Genomic DNA, 17,694 nt, shown 5'->3' with positions numbered 1-17,694 from the left:
CGTCAGCCCAGCTTTCCCACCCCGGCGCCGGCCGGGACGATCGTCGGAATGTCGGCGGCCGGATCGAGCCGGTAGGCGTAGAACTGGCCCGGTTCCGGCACCGTGCCCCGGGTCTCGATCGGGTGGTTGCAGTCGACGAGGATGTTGCCGCGTTCGACGATGCGGCCCTGGTCGCCGCTGAAGACCACCCGGCCGGGGTTGTTGACGCTGTAGAAGTAGTTGTTCTCCATCAGCACGGCGGCGTCGTACGTCGACGCGACGCCGTAGCTGTTGTCGAAGTAGTAGTTGTTGTAGACGTGCGCCGACGCGGAGAACCGCACCCGCGGGTTGCGCTGGTCGGAGCGGTCGAAGAAGTTGTGGTGGTAGGTGACCCGCAGCCGGCCGATGTCCTGTGCCCCGGCGTCCTCGTCGTGCCCGAGCAGCAGCGTCTTGTTGTGGTCGAAGAAGTGGTTCCAGGAGACCGTGACGTGGTCCGACCCGCGTTTGATGTCGACCGCCCCGTCGTCGCCGTTGGAGAACGAGTTGTGGTCGATCCAGATGTGGTGCGAGAACATCTGCACGTTGATCAGGTCGTCGGTGGCACCGGTGAGGTGCAGGTTCCGGATGATGATGTTGTGTACGGCGTTCGCCGGCGGCGCGGTCACGTTGTCGTCGACCGGCAGGCCGATGTTGAGCCCGCCACCGCTGAGTGTGGCGTTGGCACCGAGCCCGACGATCGTCTTGTCCGAGGTGACGTCGTACATGCCGTCGCTCGCGCCGGTCGGCAGGTTGATGGTGCCGGCGACCTGGATGACGTACGGGCCGGGGCGGGCGATGTAGTCGAGGAAGCCGGCGGTGTCCCGTACGGTGACGACCGGTCCGCCGGCCCCACCGGTGGTGCCGTTCTGCCCGAGTCCGGCCACGCTGGCCCACCCGTCGGGTTGACCGGCGGGCGGCGGCGTCGGGTCGGGTCCCGGCGAGGTGGTCGGCGAGGCGGTGGGGCTGGTCGTCGGGCTCGCCGTCGGGGTCGGGCTGACCGTCGGTTGTGGACCCGGGGGAGCGGTTTCGACCGTCACGTCGTCGAAGCCCGCGGCGGCGTACCGGGCCACCAGTCCGGCCTGACCGGTCGGGTAGGCGGCGTCGGAGGCGGTGAGCACCGGCCCGCCGGCGACCCGGCCGGTGAGGGCGGTGCCGGAGACCTGCAGGCTCAGCGTGTACGCCGTACCGGTGGTGACGCCGAGCGCGGTGGTGGCCAGCGGGGTCAGCGTGCCGCCGGTCCGCTTGCCGAGCACGAGGCTGCCGGCGGTGACGCCGAGGTAGTAGTAGTTGCCGCTGCCCTGGACCCGGGCGGCGACCCCGGCACCCGCGTCGGCGCCGCCCCACGTGGTGGGACGTACCTCTGCGGTGACCGTGTAGTCGGACCAGCCGGCCTGGCCGGTGCGGACCCGGGCGTCGGCGCTGGTGCCGCGCTGCACGAGCGCCGGGTCGCCGGCGACCGGCTCGACCCGCCAGGAGCCGCCGGAGGAGCTCCAGCCGTTGTGGTTGCCGTCGGCGAAGTCGTCGCTGAACAGGGTCGCGGCCTGGGCCGGGGGCATGACGGCCAGCACCAGGGCGGTCAGCGTCCCGGCCAGCCCGGCGGCGGCCGGTACGCGCCAGCGTCGGATGTTCACGGGTTGATCCTTCCCACGCCGGCGCCGGCCGCGACGAGCTGCGGGACCTGGGCCGCGTTGTCCAATGTGTACGAGTAGTAGGCGCCCGGCTCGCCCACCGAGCCGTTGACCTCGCAGGTGCCGGACCGGAGGAAGACGTTGCCGCGCTGGACCAGCCGGCCGGGGCCGGAGTCGGCGTATCCGCTGGCCGAGTGGCAGGGGAAGGCGACGTCCTCGAAGTAGTTGCCCTCGACCAGGACGCCGGCGTTCTCGACCGAGACGACGCCGTAGAGCCCGACGCCCTTGTAGTAGTTGTTGTAGACGTGCACCGGGTCGCCGAACCGCACGCGCGGGTGGCGCTGGTTGGAGCCGTCGAAGTAGTTGTGGTGGTAGCTGACCTTCAGGTATCCGATGTCCTGGGTGTAGGAGTCGGAGTGGCCGAGCAGCATGCTCTTGTCGGTCTGGTGGAACCGGTTCCAGGAGACGGTCACGTAGCTGGACCGGTGCTTGACGTCGACCGAGCCGTCGAAGCCGGGGTAGAACTCGTTGTGGTCGATCCACACGTGGTGCGAGCCGTTGTGGACGCTGATCGAGTCGTCGGAGGCGTTCCGGAACGTGATGTTGCGGATGATCACGTTGTTGCCGGGCCGGGTGGTGGTGCCCATCTGGAGGCCACCGCCGGTGATCTCGGCGGTGCCGCCCAGACCGAGGATGGTCTTGTTGGCGACCACGGTCACCATGCCGGAGACCTGGATCCGGCCGGCGACCAGGATGACGTACGGGGTGTTCGCCCCCGCGTAGGTGGCGAGGTCGGCGGCGGTGGTGACGGTGACGGTCGGGCCGCCCGCGCCGCCGGTGGTGCCGTCGAGCCCGAGCGCCGGCACGCTCGCGTAGCCGTCCGGCTGCCCGGCCGGCGGCTGCGGGGGCGGGGTGCCGGTCGGTGTCGGGGACGGGGTGGGGGTGCCGGTCGGCGGGGTGGTCGGCGTCGGGCCGGCGGTGTCGGTCACCCGTACGTCGTCGAAGGAGGCGCTGGCGTAGTAGGTGGCCAGGCCGATGCGGCCGGACCCGATGGTGCCGTCGGTGGCGCCGACGACCTGCCGCCCGTCGACGAAGCCGCGCAGGCTGCTGCCGAACGCCTCCAGGCGCAGCGTGTACCAGGTGCCGGTGGTGACGGTCGCGGGGGCGGCGGCGAGCGTGGTGTGCCCGCTCGATCCGCGCCGGCCGAGCAGCACCTGCCCGTCGCCGTCGAGCGCGAGGTAGTAGTAGGTGGTCGTGCTCTGCGCCCGGGCGAGCACGCCGGCGAAGCGGCCTGCGCCGTTGAACGCGGTCGGCTTCACCCGGGCCTCGACGGTCTGGTCGGTCCAGGTGCTGCCGGCCCGGGCCTTGGCGTCCGATCCGGTGCCCGACTGCCGGTAGACGGTCGACCCGTCGGTGTCGATCGACCAGCTGCCGCCCGATCTGCTCCAGGCGCCGGCGTTGCCGCTTTCGAAGCTGTCGGTGAAGAGGGTCGCGGCGTGTGCGGAGGTGATGCTCGCGGCGGCCAACGCCACGGTGACCGATCCGGCCACCAGTGCGGCGAGGCCGGCTCGGCGAGAAGATCGTGATTTAAGCATATAAAACCCCTCTCGACAGATGGCTGTTGCTCGGCCGGGGTTTCCGGCAAGAGCGCGGGGCGATGGGCGTTAACACGCCCGAAATCAATAGGTCAAACGTAGGGAAAGGGCTTTCCTTGAGTCAAGGGCATAGACGTGCAAGAATGTTGCATCGCTTCGAGATGCGGATCCGGGTGCTGCCGTGAAGCTGTGGAACCCCGCCCGAATTGCAGGCTCTGCACCCTTTCGGAGCTGTCCCGGTTTGCAGCCCGGTTGCCGTCCCGGCCCTCGCGGGACGTCCTCACGGTCGGATCGGGACGCTGTGGGAGGCTTGATCCATGGCGTACCCAGCGGGCGAACGGCAGCCGAGGATCGCGATCGCCGGTCTCGCGACCAGCCATCCCTTCTCCGACGCGGCCACGATCGGGCGGCTGCGCCCGGGTGCCGCCTTCGACGTGTGGGATTCGGACGCGGACCGGGTCGCCGAGTTCGAGCGCCGCAACCCCGGCCACCACGTCCATGACCAACTCGCCGATCTGGTCGACCGCAAGCCGGACGGGATCATCCTGACCGTACGACCGGACCAGGTCGCGGCGGCCCTCGACGTCCTGCTCCCGCTCGGCGTACCGGTGTTCGTCAACAAGCCGGCGGCCGCGACGCGCTCACAGTTGCGGGATCTGACCGCGCGGTGTGAGCCGGTCGCCCACCGTGTCCTGACCTCGTCGGTCCTGCGTTTCGCGGCACCGGTGGCCCGACTCGCACGGCGGCTCGACCGCGACCGGGTGCTGTCGGCGCGGGCGGTGGTCCGCCACGACGTCGGCCGCTGGGCGACGGGATCGACGCCCTGGCAGGACGATCCGTCGGTCGGCGGCGGGGCGATCGTCACGATGGGGCTGCACGGGGTGGAACTGCTCGTCGCGCTGCTCGGCCGCGAGGCGCGGGCCGTCGCCGCGACCAGCGCCCGCCGGATCTATCCCACGTTGCGCAGCGCGGACTCCGCGACCCTGCTCCTGTGCTGGGCCGACGGCGTGCAGGGTACGGTCGACGTGGTCGGTGCCGCGCAGAGCGAGAGCTACGGCGTCAGCGTCGAGACGGCCGACGGTCCGATCGGGTTCGACCTGCCCGACGGGTCCGCCGACCCGCTCGGATACACCCGTACGGTCGAGGAGTTCCTGGCGATGGTCGAGGTCGGCGCCCCATCGCCGGTCGCCTGGTCGGAGACCGTCGCGATTCTCGATCTGCTGATCAGCGCGGTCGAGTTGGAGTCGCGCTCCACCCGATGAGTTCCTCCAGCCGCCGCTGCGTCGCCGTGCTTCCGCCACCCTCGTGCCCGTTGTACGGCCACACCGTGATCCGCTTCTCGCCGGCGTAGTGGTTGTAGGCGGCGTAGACCGTCGACGGTGGACAGACCCGGTCCATCAGGGCGACCGAGAAGTGCGCCGGTGTCGTGGCCCGTGCGGCGAAGTTCACCGCGTCGAAGTACGACAGCGTGCGGAACACCTGCTCGGCGGCGTCGTGTCGGGCCCCGAGGTAACGGGCGATCTCGGCCCGCGAACCGGCCGCCCCGATCTCGATCGCCCGCCGGAAACCGGCGAACGCGGGCACGTCGAGCAACGCGATGGCGAGGTCGGTGCGCAGGCCGGCCAGCGCGATCCCGATCCCGGCGCCCTGGCTGCCGGCCACGACCGCCGTACGGGTGACGTGTGGCGCGGCGACCGGCAACGCGTCGACCGCCCGGTAGGCGTCGACGTAGAGCCGGCGCAGGTAGGACGTCTCCGGTGCCGCGATTCCCCGGGTGAGGAACCCCGGCACCTCGCTCCCGGTGGCCTCGCCGGGGTCCGGGGTGCTGCCCGGGTGGTCCGACTCGGCGCCCTGGCCGCGTACGTCCATGACGAGAACCGTGAAGCCGGCGGCCGCGAACGGCAGCCACTGGTGCGCGAAGCCTCGACCACGGCCGTACCCGGGCAGGTGGAGCACCCCGACGTCCCGGCGCGGGCCGGCTTCCGGGGTGAGCAGCCAACCGCGGACGCGCTGCCCGGCGAAGCCGGCGTAGTCGACGTCGTCGACCGCGATGCCGGGAAAGAGGGCCGGCTCGGGGTGCAGCCGTACGTCCGGTGCGCCGGCGTGCTCGTCGAGCGTGCGCCGCCAGAAGTCGTCGAAGTCGTCGGGTTCCTCGCGGTCGGGCCGGTGTTCGCGCAGGACGTCGAGCGGCAGGTCGAACCAGCTCATGGCCGGGTGGCTCCTTCGTGGTCGCGGTGGAGCGGCCGCCAGTCCAGCAGCGACCGTGCCGAGTCGTCGTCGATGGTGGCGCCGCCGGCGTCGCCGGTGACCGAGATGGCGGCGTACGCCGGTCCGACCCGGTGCACGGTGCGTTCGGCCGCCTCGGCCAGGTCGTCGGGGTGCAGGGCGGCGAAGGTCGGCCCGCCGTCGAGGGCGAGCCGGACCGCGGGGTCGGCCGGCGCGGCCGACGGTGACTTCCAGAGTGGCCAGAGTTCGGCGGTGGTCGGGTGGCCGAGCCGTAGCGAGGTGACGGTGAGCCGTTCGTCGGCGATGGCCGCGCAGGCCGACTCCGCCAGCCGCTTGCCGAGCCCGTACGGCTCGGTCGAGTCGGGGCGGTCGTCGCGGGTGATGCGGCGCCGGCCGTAGTCGCGGAACACCGACAGCGAGCTGATGTGGACGAACCGGGGCACCGCGCCGGCGTGGGCGGCGTACAGGGCCTGGACGACGCTGCCGACGTTGACCCGCAGGGCGAGGTCGACGACGCGGGGGTCGGTGGCCGCCGCGCCGCGCGGGACGACGGCCGCCAGGTGTACGACCGCGTCGTGTCCCGGTACGGCGGCGCGCAGTGCCTCGGCGTCGGTGGCGTCGAGGGTGATCGTCGAGATGCCGGTGGTGCGGGGCGGACGCAGGTCGGCGACGGTGAGTTCGTGCCGGTCCCGCCAGGCGGCGGTCAGCGCGGTGCCGACTGCGCCCGCGCCGCCGATCAGCAGGATTCGCATCGTGGAGGGTTCCTTCCGGTGGTCGCGAGGCCGAAGGCTATCTTGACATTAACGGTCCGGGCCGTAAATATGTGGTGATCCGACGTCGCTTGGACGTCGCTGCCTGGCAAGGAGAAGACCCACGATGACCGGGGACCATGGGGCACCGGCCGACGAGCGGGCACTTGAGCACCGATTGTCGGGCCCGGGTGCCGACCTCATCGACGACCTGAGCAAGCTCGACGGCGACCTGGTCGTGCTCGGAGCCGGCGGCAAGATGGGCCCGACGCTGTGCCTGATGGCGCGCCGGGCGCTCGACGAAGCCGGCCGCACCGACCTCGCCGTACACGCCGTGTCACGGTGGAGCGACGGCGCCGTTCGGGGCCGGCTCGACGCCGGACGGGTCTCCACCGTCGTCGCCGACCTCGCCGACCCGGCGGCGCCCGGCAAGCTGCCCGACGCCGGCAACGTCGTCTTCATGGTCGGGGCCAAGTTCGGGGTCACCGGCCAGGAGTACCGCGCCTGGCTGACCAACGCGGCCCTGCCGCACACGGTCGCCCAGCGCTATCCCGACGCCCGGATCGCCGCCCTCTCGACCGGCAACGTGTATCCCCTCACCGACGTCCGCACGCCGTCGCCGACCGAGCAGTCGCCGACCGGCCCGGTGGGGGAGTACGCGATGAGCTGCCTCGGCCGGGAACGGATCTTCGAGGCCGCCGCGGCGACCCGCGGCACCCGGATCTCGCTCGTCCGGCTCAACTACGCGGTCGAGCCCCGGTACGGCGTACTGGCCGACCTGGCCCGCACCATCGTCGCGGGCGAACCCGTCGACCTGACCACCGGCTTCGTCAACATCGTCTGGCAGCGCTACGCCAACGAGGTCGTCCTGCGGTCGCTCGGGCGCGCCGACCGCGAGCCGTTCACCATCAACCTCACCGGGCCCGAGACGCTCGCCGTACGGACCACCGCCGAGCAACTCGCGGCACTGCTCGGCCGCGACGTGCACTTCTCCGGCCAGGAGTCGGACTCCGCGCTGCTCTCCGACGCGCGCCGGTGCCACGAACTGTTCGGCTACCCCGACGTCGCGGCCGGCACACTGATCCACTGGCAGGCACAGTGGATCGCCGCCGGTGGGACGCTGTGGGACAAGCCGACCAAGTTCCAGCGCCGGGACGGCCGGTTTTGAGCGCCGCACCGCGCGACCGCATCGCGCCCGCACGGATGCTCGCGACCCTGCGGACGGGGCTCGTCGTCCCGGCCATGCCACTGGCCCTCGACGACGACCGCCGGTTCGACGAGCGCTACCAGGCGGCCCTGGCCAACTACTACGCGGCGGCGGGCGCCGGCGGCATCGCGGTCGCCGTACACACCACCCAGTTCGAGATCCGGGACCCGGCCACCCGGCTGCTCGAACCGGTGCTGGAGGTGGTCGCCGACACCCTCGCCCGCGCCGGCAGCGACCTGATCCGGATCGCCGGCGTCGCCGGCCCCACCGGCCAGGCGGTCGCCGAGGCCCGGCTGGCCGAACGCCTCGGGTACGACGCGGTCCTGCTCTGCCCCCCGATGGGCGGCGCGATGGACGAGCCGGGGATGCTCGACCGGGCCCGTGCCGTCGCCGAGATCCTGCCCGTCATCGGCTTCTACCTGCAGGAAGCCGTCGGCGGCCGGCGGCTCTCGGCCGAGTTCTGGCGCGGGTTCGCCGAGATCGAGGGGGTCGTCGCGATCAAGATCGCACCGTTCGACCGCTACCGCACCCTCGACGTCGTCTCCGCCGTCCTGGAGTCCGGACGGGCCGAGCGGATCGCCCTCTACACCGGCAACGACGACAACATCGTCCACGACCTGACCACCCCGTTCGAAACCCCGGGCGGTGACCGCTGGATCGACGGCGGGCTGCTCGGGCAGTGGGCGGTCGGCACCAACGCCGCCGTACGGCTGATGGAGCTGGTCCGGGCCGTCCGGGCCGGCGACGCCGCGAAGGCCGACCTGCTGAGCCGGCGGGCACCGCAACTCACGGTCGCCAACGCCGCCGTCTTCGACGCCGCGAACGCCTTCCGCGGCTGCATCGCCGGCGTCAACTACGTGCTCTGGCGCCAGGGACTGCTGCCGAGCATCCGCTGCCTGAGCGATCGCGAGGTGCTCTCCCCAGGGCAGGCCGAGGCGATCGACGACGCGTTCCGGCGCTACCCGTGGCTGTCGGACGACGACTTCGTCGACGAGCACCGTCACGGGTGGTTCGCGTGACGCCGACGGGGCACCGCACGCGGTCGCCCCGTACCGCACCACCGGCCCGCAGTGGCTGCGAGGACGCACCACGCCATTGCACGAGGAGGACCAAGTGAGATCCCGTTTCCTGACGGCCGTGGCGCTCGCCGCCACCGCCGCGCTCGCACTCACCGGCTGCGGTTCCGGAGGATCCGGCGACGGCGGATCGGATGTGACCCTGTGGATGTATCCGGTCATTCCCGACCAGGACGCGAGCCAGAAGTTCTGGGCCGACTTCGAGGCCGACTTCGAGGCCGAGAACCCGGACACCAACCTGACCATCGAACTGCTCCCGTGGGACAACCGCGAGGAGAAGATCGGTACGGCGATCGCCGCCGGCAAGGGCCCCGACCTCGTCCTGCTGACCCCCGACCTGACGGCGAACTTCCACTCGACCCGCGGCCTCAAGCCGATCGGCGCCGCCGTCGACGACAGGTCGAAATACTTCGAGGGCGCGCTCGCCGGCGGCACCATCGACGGCGAGATCTACGGCCTGCCGATCTACCAGACGTCGACGACGGCCGTCTACAACAAGGCCGCGTTCGCCGCGGCCGGGATCACCGACCTGCCGAAGACCTGGGACGACGTCCTCGCCGCCGCCCCCGCACTGGCCGCCAAGGGCATCGCGGTCATGGACTACTCCGGCTCGCCCGAGGTGACCCTCAACCAGAGCTTCTACCCGCTGCTGTGGCAGGCCGGCGGCACCGTCTTCACCCCCGACGGCAAGGACGTCGCCTTCGACGGCCCGGCCGGGGTCGCCGCCCTGCAGTTCCTGCTCGACCTGCAGGCCGCCAGCGGCCTGCCCGCCGACGCCGCCACCAAGCCCAACAAGGTCGAGGGCGGCCCGCTCGGGCTCGGCAAGGTGGCCATGGGCTACGCGGTCTCCAAGCCCGAGGCCCAGCAGATGCAGGCCGGCGTCGGCGCGGCCGAGGTCGTGGTCGGCCAGCCGTTGACCGGTGCCCGGCAGCGCTCGTTCGGCACGCCCGGCCTGATCACGCTGACGACCATCAACTCCGACGACAACGAGGAGGCCGCGCTCGCCGTCGCCCGCCGGCTCGCCTCGCCCGAGGTCCAGCACGAACTCAACGTGGCCTCCGGCACGTACCCGTCGCGGACCGACGTGCAGGCGCCGGGCACCGACGAGATCACCACCGCCTACCTGGAGGCGCTGAAGTTCGCGAACCCCGGCGAGGCCCACCCCGGCGCCCGCCAGGTGATGGCCGCCCTCGCCCCGCACCTGCAGGGCGCGTTGCAGGGCAAGCGGACGGCCGCCGAGGCGCTCACGGACGCCGCCACCGAGGCCCGCGGCATCCTCTCCCGACTGCGCTGAGCGTCGCCGCCGTGGGACGCCGACCCGGTCGGCGCCCCACGGCGGCACCCGCCGCCGCCGGACCGAAAGCAGAGCCTTGACATCCTCCACCGTCCTAAAGCTGAAGGCCGGAGTATCCACAGAAGGATTCCGATGACCTCAATCTCCGCGCGGAAGCGCCCGCCGGCGACCCGACGTCGGTGGGCGAACACGAACGGCATGTGGGCCGGAATCCTGTTCGTGCTGCCGATGCTCGTACTCTTCGTCGTCTTCCGCTTCGTGCCCAGCTTCGGCGCGATCGGCATGAGTTTCACCGACTACCGGCTCAACGGGGACTTCGAGGTCATCGGCTTCGAGAACTACAGCCGGCTGGTGTCCGACCCCATCTTCCGCAACGCCCTGGTGACGACCCTGATCTACGCCGCGTTCTACGTGCCGCTGATCGTGGTCGTCTCGATGTTCACCGCGGTGGTGCTCGACAAGCTCGTCTGGGGCGTCGGCTTCTTCCGCGGCGCGCTGTTCCTGCCGTACGTCACCTCGTTCGTCCTCGCCGGTGTGATCTGGTACTGGATCTACTCGGCCGACGGTCTGGTCAACGGGCTCCTGCAACGGTGGGGGATCGAGGCCATCCCGTTCCTGTCCGGCAACCAGTGGCAGGTGCTGGGGTCGCTGTCGGTGGTCTCGGTGTGGCGGGGGTTCGGCTATTCGATGCTGATCCTGCTCGCCGGCCTGAAGACCATCCCGACCGAACTCACCGAGGCGGCGAAGCTCGACGGGGCGAACGCCGTACAGCGCTTCTTCCGGGTGACCCTGCCGCTGCTGCGACCGGTCGTCTTCTTCGTGGTGGTCATCGAGACGATCGCCGCGTTCCAGGTCTTCGACACCATCTACGTCATGACCGGCGGCGGCCCGGCCCGCGCCTCGTACTCGCTGGTCTACGCCCTGTACGACGAGGGCTTCAAATTCTTCGACTTCGGCTATGCGGCCACCATCGGCGTCGCCATCTTCGCGCTGGTGTTCGTCATCTCCGTCATCCAGCGCCGCTTCCTCGATCGGGACGAAACATGAGCATCGCCGTCCGCGACCGCACCGCACACCAGTCCGGACGTGGCCAGCGGCGGCCCGGCGAACGCCCGCGCCGGCCGCGTCGGGCGGCGCGGATCTGGCTCGTCGTGCTCGCGAGCCTGCTGGCCCTCGGTACGGCCATCCCGTTTCTCGCCGTCTTCGTCCTCGCGCTGAGTCCCGAGGGCGCGCGGACGATCCCGTACCAGTTCCCGGACAGGTGGACGCTCGACAACATCGTGTCGGTGCTGTCGGCGCAGAGCTTCCTGCGCTGGACCTTCAACTCGCTGGTCTACTCGCTCGTCTCCGTCGTGCTCGTGCTGATCACGGCGGCGATGGCCGGCTACGCGTTCGCGAAGAAGCGGTTCCCCGGCCGGGACGCGCTGTTCTGGTCGTTCCTCGCCACGCTGATGGTCCCCGCGCAGGCGACGCTGATCCCGATGTTCGTGCTGGTGTCCAACCTGGACGGCATCGACACCTTCTGGGGGCTCATCGTGCCGACGCTGGCGAACTCGCAGTCGGTGTTCCTGATGCGGCAGTTCATCCGTGGCCTGCCGGACGAGCTCTTCGAGGCGGCGAAGGTCGACGGGGCAAGCGAATGGCGGATCTTCTGGCAGATCGTGCTGCCGCTGACCAAGCCGATCCTGGCGACGCTCGGCATCTTCGTGTTCCTGTGGCACTGGAACGACTTCCTGTGGCCGCTGATCATCGCGCAGACCGACGAGATGCGTACGCTCACCGTCGGCCTCGCCTCGCTCAACTCGGAGTCGGTCTCCGATGCGCGACTGATGGCGGCCGCCGCCGTCACCGTCATCCCGTGTCTGGTGATCTTCGCGGTGTTGCAGCGTTACATCGTCAACAGCGTCGCGTCGAGCGGGATCAAGGGGTGAGTGGGGCTCACAACCGCAGGAGGTATTGCGTGCGGGGACGGCCGGTGCTGCCGGTCGTCTCGATCCCGGCCCGCTCGGCGTAACCGGCGTACTCCAGCCGTTGCAGCATCCGCCGCGCGGTGCGCAGTTGCACGCCCAGCTCGGCGGCGACGACCCGGGACGTGATCGGGGCGCCGGTGCCGCCCTCCCAGAGTTGCTGGAGCCGACCCAGCGTGGCGGCGGACAGGCCGACCCGGGCGGCGATGACGCCGATGGCGGGCGGGCCGGCCTCGTCGCCGTCGGGGTGCCGGCCACCGGAGGCGAGCAGCAGGTCGATGTCGTTGCGGAAGGCGGCGACGGCGGCCGGCCCCTTGTGCGCGTGCGCGCGGTTGAGCGCCCGGCGGGCCAGCCGCTCGGCTTCGGCGGCGGTGCGGCCGAGCCCGAACCCGACGTACGCGTCGATCGACGCCTCCTCGAAGCGGCGCAGGAACGGCGCGTCGGTGAAGTCGTTGGTGGCGCCCGCGAGCGCGCCGCGTGTCGTGACGAGCAGGTAGGTGCCGTCACCGGTCCGCGAGAGCGTGCCGGCGAGCGCGGACACCTCGGCCGCCAGCCGTTCGGTGACGGCGCTGCCGTCGGCCCCGGCCGCGTCGACCAGGCCGAGCACGACCTGGGCGTCCTCGTGGATCTGGTTGGTGGTCGCGAGCAGGAGCTGGTGCAGGGCGGTGCGGACCGCGTGCGCCGACGGTGCCAGCCGGATGATCGTCATCTCGTCGCGCAGGGCCTCGTGGACGCTCGACACGCAGGTGATGGCCGACCAGGTCGGGTCGGGGTTGCCCCGGTGGAAGGCGATCAGCTGGGCCGAGTCGATGTCGGGCCGGTAGGCGACGGACCGGATCGCCGCCGGGTCGATCCCGACGGCGGTCGACAGGTCGCGGATCTCGGTGGTGCGGACCGTGTCGATCGACGTACGGGCGATGTCGCGGCCGGTGCTGGCCAGCCGGACCCAGGCTTCGAGCACCGTCTCCCGGGTGTAGTCGACGAAGGCGGACGGTCGCGGCGAGGCGTTGCCGGCCAGCGTGTAGGGCACGATGCCGGTGAAGAGCCACGCGTCGACCTGTGCGGAGTGGTCGCGTACGAGGGCGGGGGCGTCGGTCTCGTGGGCGTACGGGCAGCGGACGACGCTGACGCCGGGGGACTGCTCGCAGAGTGCGGCGACGCTGTCGACGAGGTCGACCGGGCCGACGATGCCAACGATGGTGGACAATCCGCTCCCTTCCGCCGGGGGATTCATCGTCGCACACGATTGCGCCTGTTCCCCGGTCCCGCTAGCCTAGGGCGTCAATTACGGTCCAGACCTAAAGTCGAGCGGAGAATCGATGAGACTTTCCCGACACCGACGACTCCTTCTCACCACAGCACTCACCGCCGTGGCCGCCATGACGCTGTCCGGCACGCCCGCCCTGGCCGAGCCGCCGACCCCCGCGCCGCTGCGCACCTCCGTCCAGCCCGGGCACGAGGAGAACCTCGGGCAGACCATGCCCGACAAGATCCTTTCTCAAGACCAGTCCCAGGGCGTCGACGCCGCCGGCAACCCCCAGGTCTACTGGGTGACCGCCGGCAACGACGAGACGACCGCGATGTTCCAGGCCACCGACGTCCGCACCGGCCGGATCGTGTTCGCCGAACGGCTGCCCCGCGGCATCAACAGTTGGGCGAACACGTTCTCGCCGGCCGAGGGCGCGGTCTACTTCGCCACGACCGAGGGCTACTTCTACACCTGGACACCCGGCGACGAGAACGTCACCGCCATCCCGTTCCCGTACCCCGGAGAGGGGATCTGGCGACTGGCCGCGGCACCCGACGGGATCATCTACGGCGGGACGTACCCCGGCGGCCGGCTGTTCGCCTACGACCCGGCGACCGCGCGGTTCACCGACCACGGCCAGATCATCCCCGGCGAGACGTACGGCCGGGCACTCGCCGTCGACGACGACCACGTCTACTTCGGCACCCAGCCGCGTGCCAGGCTGGCCCGCTTCGACCGGGCGACCGGCGAGGTGCTCCAGATGCCGCTGCCGGCCAGGTACGCCAACGAGGAAGCCGTCTACGACATGACGCTCGCCGGCGGCTACCTGCTGGCCCGCGTACAGAAGGTCAACGACCTGCTCGTCTTCGACACCGCCACCGCACAGCTCGTGCACGTGGTGCCGGCGATCGACGGCCGGGCCATCTCCGGACTCGACCCCACCGGGCCGTACGTCTACTACCGCCGGGTCAGCCAGGGCATCGTGCAGCTCAACCTGGAGACGTTCGAGGAGACGCCGCTCGGCTGGCGCCCCAACGCCATCCCCGGCACCTGGGCCTGGATCGACATGCAGTCGCCCGACTTCCCGGGCCTGTCGCTGTCGATGACGTTCTACAACGGCCGCGTCTACGTCTACAACCTGCAGACCAAGAGGAACAGGTACATCAGCGAGGCCGGACTCCAGGGCGCGCCCACCCCGCTGCAGGCGCTCGGCGTCGACCGGGCCGGCACCGTCTACTCCGGAGGGTTTCTCACCCCGCCCGGCATCTCGGCCTACAACCCCGACACCAACGCCTTCCGCCTGCTGAACGGCGGCGGCCAGGTCGAGGGCTTCGGCCAGTTCGGCGACGACCTCGTCTACGGCCGCTACCCCGGTGGCACCCTCTACCGTTACGACCCCGCCCGGACCTGGTCGATGGGGACCAACCCCGGTGAGCCGGTGACGATCGGCCAGGAGCAGGACCGCCCGCAGGCACTCGTCCAGATCGGCGACCGGGTCGTCGTCGGCAGCGTGCCGATCTCCGGCCGGCTCGGCGGCGCGCTCAGCGTCTGGAAACCGGACACCGGCGAGATCACCGTGCGGCGCGGCATCGTCGCGGACCAGAGCGTCGTGTCGCTCGCCGCCCGGGGCGACCTCGTCGTCGGCGGCACCTCGATCAACGGTGGCTTCGGGATCGACCCGGTCGCGTCACAGGCCGAACTGTTCGTCTACGACGTCACGACCGGGACCGTACGCGAGTCCCGGGTCGTGGTCCCCGGTGCCCAGTCGATCAACGGGCTGCGCTTCGACGACGAGGGCGTGCTGTGGGGCATCGCCGACGGCACGCTCTTCGCCGCCGGGGTCGACCCGGCCACCGGCACGATCGACGTACTGCGGGCGGAGAACCTGTTCGGCCTCGCCCGCACGATGTACGGGCAGGACCGGGCGCTCGCGTTCCGCGACGGCATGATCTACGCCACCTACGGCGGCCGGCTCTGGTCGGTCAACCCGGTGACGTGGAAGGCGCGGGCGCTGGCCGGTTCCGGGGCGGAGCACCTGGTGGCCGGGGTCGACGGCAGCCTCTACTACACCCGTGGCTTCACCCTCTACCGCTGGGTCTTCGACCCGGTCGCGGCGCCGCCCGCGTGCACCGAGACGATCACCGGCGCGCACCGTGGCCCGCTCCAGGTGTCCCGTGGCGTCACCTGCGTGATCGGCGGCCAGGTCAGCGGGCCGGTCACGGTCCGCCCCGGTGCCGGTCTCGTCCTCGACGGGGCCCGGGTCGACGGGCCGGTCACCGCGACCGGCGCCAGTCACCTCAGCACCTTCGACGCCGAGGTACGCGGCCCGCTGAGCGTCAGCGCCTCGACCGGCCCGGTACGGGTCGACTCGTCGACCGTACGCGGCCCGGTGACCCTCACCGCCAACCGTGGCGGCGAGGTGACCGTGACCGCCACGACGGTCGGCGGCCCGCTCACCTGCACCGCGAACACGACGGCGCCCGGCAACGCCGGCGTCGCCAACACGGTGTCCGGCCCGCGTACGGGGCAGTGCGCGGCACTGTGACCCACCCGGAAGCCCGCCCCGCCGCCCGAATCCTCCCCGGGCGGCGGGGCGGGCCGACGGCCCCGTTCAGCGCGCCGGGCCGCCGGCCGCGTCCACCTCGCCGAGCAGTCGCCGGGTGAGCGCCAACAGCGGGCCCCGCTCGACGTCGTCCAGCCCGGCCGGCCGTCCCGGATCGACGGCGAACTCGACGGGAATGCGCCCCTCGTCGGCGGCGATCCACGACATCCGCTGGACGTACCCGTCGTAGGGCGGGCAAAAGGTGGCCGCCGCGAACTCGTCGAGGATCCGCGACGGCGCGAACAGTTCGGTGCCCTCGTGCGCGGCCCGGAACGCCGTACGGGTCAACGGCGTCGCGGCGGCGGCCAGCCCGACGAGCGCGCCCCGCGCACCCCACAGCATCGACGGCACGAACATCCGGTCCTCGCCGGTCAGCACCGTGACCCCGGCCGCGACCGCCGACCAGATGCCCGCCTGGCAGGCGATGGCGTCGGACAGGTGGGCCGGCTTGTACGCGGTGACCGCAGGGTGGCTCAGCACCGCCGCGAGCGTCGCCGGGGCGTACGGGCCGGTGTAGAGGTCGAAGGCGATGAGGTCGAGCCCGCTCGAGCGGCTCAACCGGTCGAGCCGGCGCAGCTCGGAACCGGGGTCGTCGCGCGCGGCCGGGGCGACGAGCAGCGCCGACGCGCCGGCGTCCGCCGCGATCGCGCCCCAGCGGTCCAGGTCGTCGTGCGGCCACACGGCGGTCACCACGATCGGGGTGAGCGACCGCGCCGCCTCGACCAGCGCGGCCCGCGCCGGCAGTGGCAGCCGGTCGCCCCGACCGGTGTGCACCGCGACCGCCAGCCCGTCGGCGCCGTCGGCGACCACGCCGCGGAAGTAGGCCGAGGTCACGTCGGGGTCGATCGACCCGCCGGCGGTCGTCGGGGTGAGCACGGCCGCGATGAGCGGGGCGGACGAGGGAAACCCTGCCGGTGGCCCACCGGTCCCGCCGTCCACGCCCGAACCGCCGCTCGCCTGATCATCGTTCAACATGGATCCGCCTCCACCGACCGTGCCGGCCAACCCCCAGCCTCCCCCTGACCTGGGGCGATGGGGAATTGTCCACGCTCACGCCGGCCATCCTCAAGCCGGTGCCGGCCATCCTCCAGCCGCTGGCGGCGAGCCGGAGCGCCGGTGCACGCCGCAGGGTCACCCACCGGTTGCCGTCGGTGCGGGACGGTTCCGGAGAGCGCTCCCGTGGACGCCGGGCCCGCCGCCGGCCGTCAACAAACGCAATTTCTTCTCAAAGCTCGGCGGAGAGGGTTCCGTCGCGCCCGGCCCGCGAGACACCGTGATGGCCACCACTCAGTCGAGGTGCATCCGGGAGCTGGGCCATGAGAGCGACGCTTGAACCGCCACCCGTACAGCCGACCGGGACGAGAACGGCCGCCGTGCCGCTCGACCGGCCCCGGCTGGCCGGTGCGTTCGAGCTGGCCTGCCTAGTCCGGGCCACCGCGGTGACACCGGCGTCGGCGACCCGAACGATCCGGTCGCCGTGGTTCGGGCCCGATCCGGGCGTCGTCGAGTTCGACGTCGAGGCCGCCGCCCGACGTACCGCCCAACTGCTGCGCTCGCTCGACGTGCCGGCCTACACCGAGGCTTCCGTCGCCGGCCTGCGCCGCCGTTACGAGCTGTACCGGATCATCGTTCCGGAGGCACACCGGACCGCGTACTCCGGCCTTGTCGCCGCGGCCTGGCAGCAGGGCCGGACCTCGATTCTGAGCCCCGTCGCACTCGGCGCGACGGCACCCGCCAACACCTGGCGGCTGCGGATGGCCGGCGCGGCATGGCGGGGAACCCTGCTCACCGCCGGCCGGCACATGCGCAAGCACATCCTCGGCGTACGGGTCACCGACCAGGACCTCGCCACCGTCCTCGTACGCGCCGCGCAACTGCTCGACGCCCAGGCGTCGCTCGTCCGCCGGGGCGGCTCCTTCCTGATCAGCGTGCCCAACGGACCCGCCGCCGGCCGGCTGCTGCGCGGCGCCCAACTGTGTGACACCCCGGTGCTCGAACCGGCCCCCGGAGCCGGCCAGTCGTAGGACCGAGGTCGCCCCGCTTGCCGAACTGCCGTAGGTTCGGCAGCACTGCCGTGCTGATA

14 protein-coding genes are annotated in these 17,694 nt (G+C 71.7%); 8 read left to right on the top strand and 6 right to left on the bottom strand.

Features of this window, described 5'->3' with window-relative positions; translation table 11 throughout:
* Positions 1–2 precede the first annotated feature (2 nt).
* On the bottom strand, positions 3–1,649 hold the full coding sequence (locus Prubr_RS06365) for a pectate lyase family protein (RefSeq protein WP_246568381.1): 1,647 nt from the start codon (positions 1,647–1,649) through the stop codon (positions 3–5).
* On the bottom strand, positions 1,646–3,196 hold the full coding sequence (locus Prubr_RS37625) for a pectate lyase family protein (protein ID WP_281425882.1): 1,551 nt from the start codon (positions 3,194–3,196) through the stop codon (positions 1,646–1,648). The genes Prubr_RS06365 and Prubr_RS37625 overlap by 4 nt, the downstream gene beginning before the upstream one ends.
* Positions 3,197–3,558: 362 nt before the next feature.
* Here Prubr_RS37625 and Prubr_RS06355 point away from each other — a divergent pair, with 362 nt between their 5' ends.
* Complete coding sequence (locus tag Prubr_RS06355; RefSeq protein ID WP_212822503.1) at positions 3,559–4,503, top strand: Gfo/Idh/MocA family protein; 945 nt, start codon at positions 3,559–3,561, stop codon at positions 4,501–4,503.
* Here Prubr_RS06355 and Prubr_RS06350 read toward each other — a convergent pair.
* Together Prubr_RS06350 and Prubr_RS06345 are read right to left on the bottom strand one after the other, a co-directional pair.
* Positions 4,466–5,449 carry an acetylxylan esterase gene (locus Prubr_RS06350; RefSeq protein WP_212822501.1) on the bottom strand — a complete coding sequence of 328 codons (984 nt, stop codon included), beginning with the start codon at positions 5,447–5,449 and terminating at the stop codon, positions 4,466–4,468. The genes Prubr_RS06355 and Prubr_RS06350 overlap by 38 nt on opposite strands.
* The gene (locus tag Prubr_RS06345; protein WP_212822499.1) at positions 5,446–6,219 is read right to left on the bottom strand and encodes an NAD-dependent epimerase/dehydratase family protein; all 774 of its coding nucleotides are present in this window, start codon (positions 6,217–6,219) and stop codon (positions 5,446–5,448) included. Before Prubr_RS06345 ends, Prubr_RS06350 begins: the two co-directional genes overlap by 4 nt.
* Before the next feature lie 124 nt (positions 6,220–6,343).
* On the opposite strand from Prubr_RS06345, the gene Prubr_RS06340 reads away from it, so the two are divergent.
* The 5 genes from Prubr_RS06340 (at position 6,344) to Prubr_RS06320 (ending at position 11,724) form a co-directional block, all read left to right on the top strand.
* Positions 6,344–7,384 (top strand): NAD-dependent epimerase/dehydratase family protein, encoded by a 1,041-nt coding sequence (locus Prubr_RS06340; RefSeq protein ID WP_212822497.1) that lies wholly within the window; start codon positions 6,344–6,346, stop codon positions 7,382–7,384.
* A complete protein-coding gene (locus Prubr_RS06335; RefSeq protein WP_212822495.1) occupies positions 7,381–8,442 on the top strand; it encodes a dihydrodipicolinate synthase family protein in 1,062 nt (353 codons plus the stop codon). Before Prubr_RS06340 ends, Prubr_RS06335 begins: the two co-directional genes overlap by 4 nt.
* 94 nt (positions 8,443–8,536) lie before the next feature.
* On the top strand, positions 8,537–9,793 hold the full coding sequence (locus tag Prubr_RS06330) for an extracellular solute-binding protein (protein WP_212822494.1): 1,257 nt from the start codon (positions 8,537–8,539) through the stop codon (positions 9,791–9,793).
* 132 nt (positions 9,794–9,925) lie between these two features.
* A complete protein-coding gene (locus Prubr_RS06325) occupies positions 9,926–10,840 on the top strand; it encodes a carbohydrate ABC transporter permease (RefSeq protein WP_212822493.1) in 915 nt (304 codons plus the stop codon).
* Positions 10,837–11,724 (top strand): carbohydrate ABC transporter permease, encoded by an 888-nt coding sequence (locus tag Prubr_RS06320; RefSeq protein WP_212822492.1) that lies wholly within the window; start codon positions 10,837–10,839, stop codon positions 11,722–11,724. The genes Prubr_RS06325 and Prubr_RS06320 overlap by 4 nt, the downstream gene beginning before the upstream one ends.
* Positions 11,725–11,731: 7 nt before the next feature.
* Here Prubr_RS06320 and Prubr_RS06315 read toward each other — a convergent pair whose 3' ends face one another.
* On the bottom strand, positions 11,732–12,967 hold the full coding sequence (locus tag Prubr_RS06315) for a hypothetical protein (protein WP_212822491.1): 1,236 nt from the start codon (positions 12,965–12,967) through the stop codon (positions 11,732–11,734).
* Between the two features lie 112 nt (positions 12,968–13,079).
* Here Prubr_RS06315 and Prubr_RS06310 point away from each other — a divergent pair, with 112 nt between their 5' ends.
* A complete protein-coding gene (locus Prubr_RS06310; protein WP_212822490.1) occupies positions 13,080–15,554 on the top strand; it encodes a PQQ-binding-like beta-propeller repeat protein in 2,475 nt (824 codons plus the stop codon).
* Positions 15,555–15,620: 66 nt separating this feature from the next.
* Here Prubr_RS06310 and Prubr_RS06305 read toward each other — a convergent pair whose 3' ends face one another.
* On the bottom strand, positions 15,621–16,586 hold the full coding sequence (locus Prubr_RS06305) for a beta/alpha barrel domain-containing protein (protein ID WP_212822489.1): 966 nt from the start codon (positions 16,584–16,586) through the stop codon (positions 15,621–15,623).
* Positions 16,587–16,927: 341 nt separating this feature from the next.
* On the opposite strand from Prubr_RS06305, the gene Prubr_RS06300 reads away from it, so the two are divergent.
* The gene (locus tag Prubr_RS06300) at positions 16,928–17,635 is read left to right on the top strand and encodes a hypothetical protein (protein WP_212822487.1); all 708 of its coding nucleotides are present in this window, start codon (positions 16,928–16,930) and stop codon (positions 17,633–17,635) included.
* The last annotated feature ends 59 nt before the right edge of the window (positions 17,636–17,694 follow it).

Origin of the sequence: Polymorphospora rubra (assembly GCF_018324255.1) — a bacterium.
GTDB lineage: Bacteria > Actinomycetota > Actinomycetes > Mycobacteriales > Micromonosporaceae > Polymorphospora > Polymorphospora rubra.
This window is presented reverse-complemented; position numbering and strand designations above follow the sequence as displayed.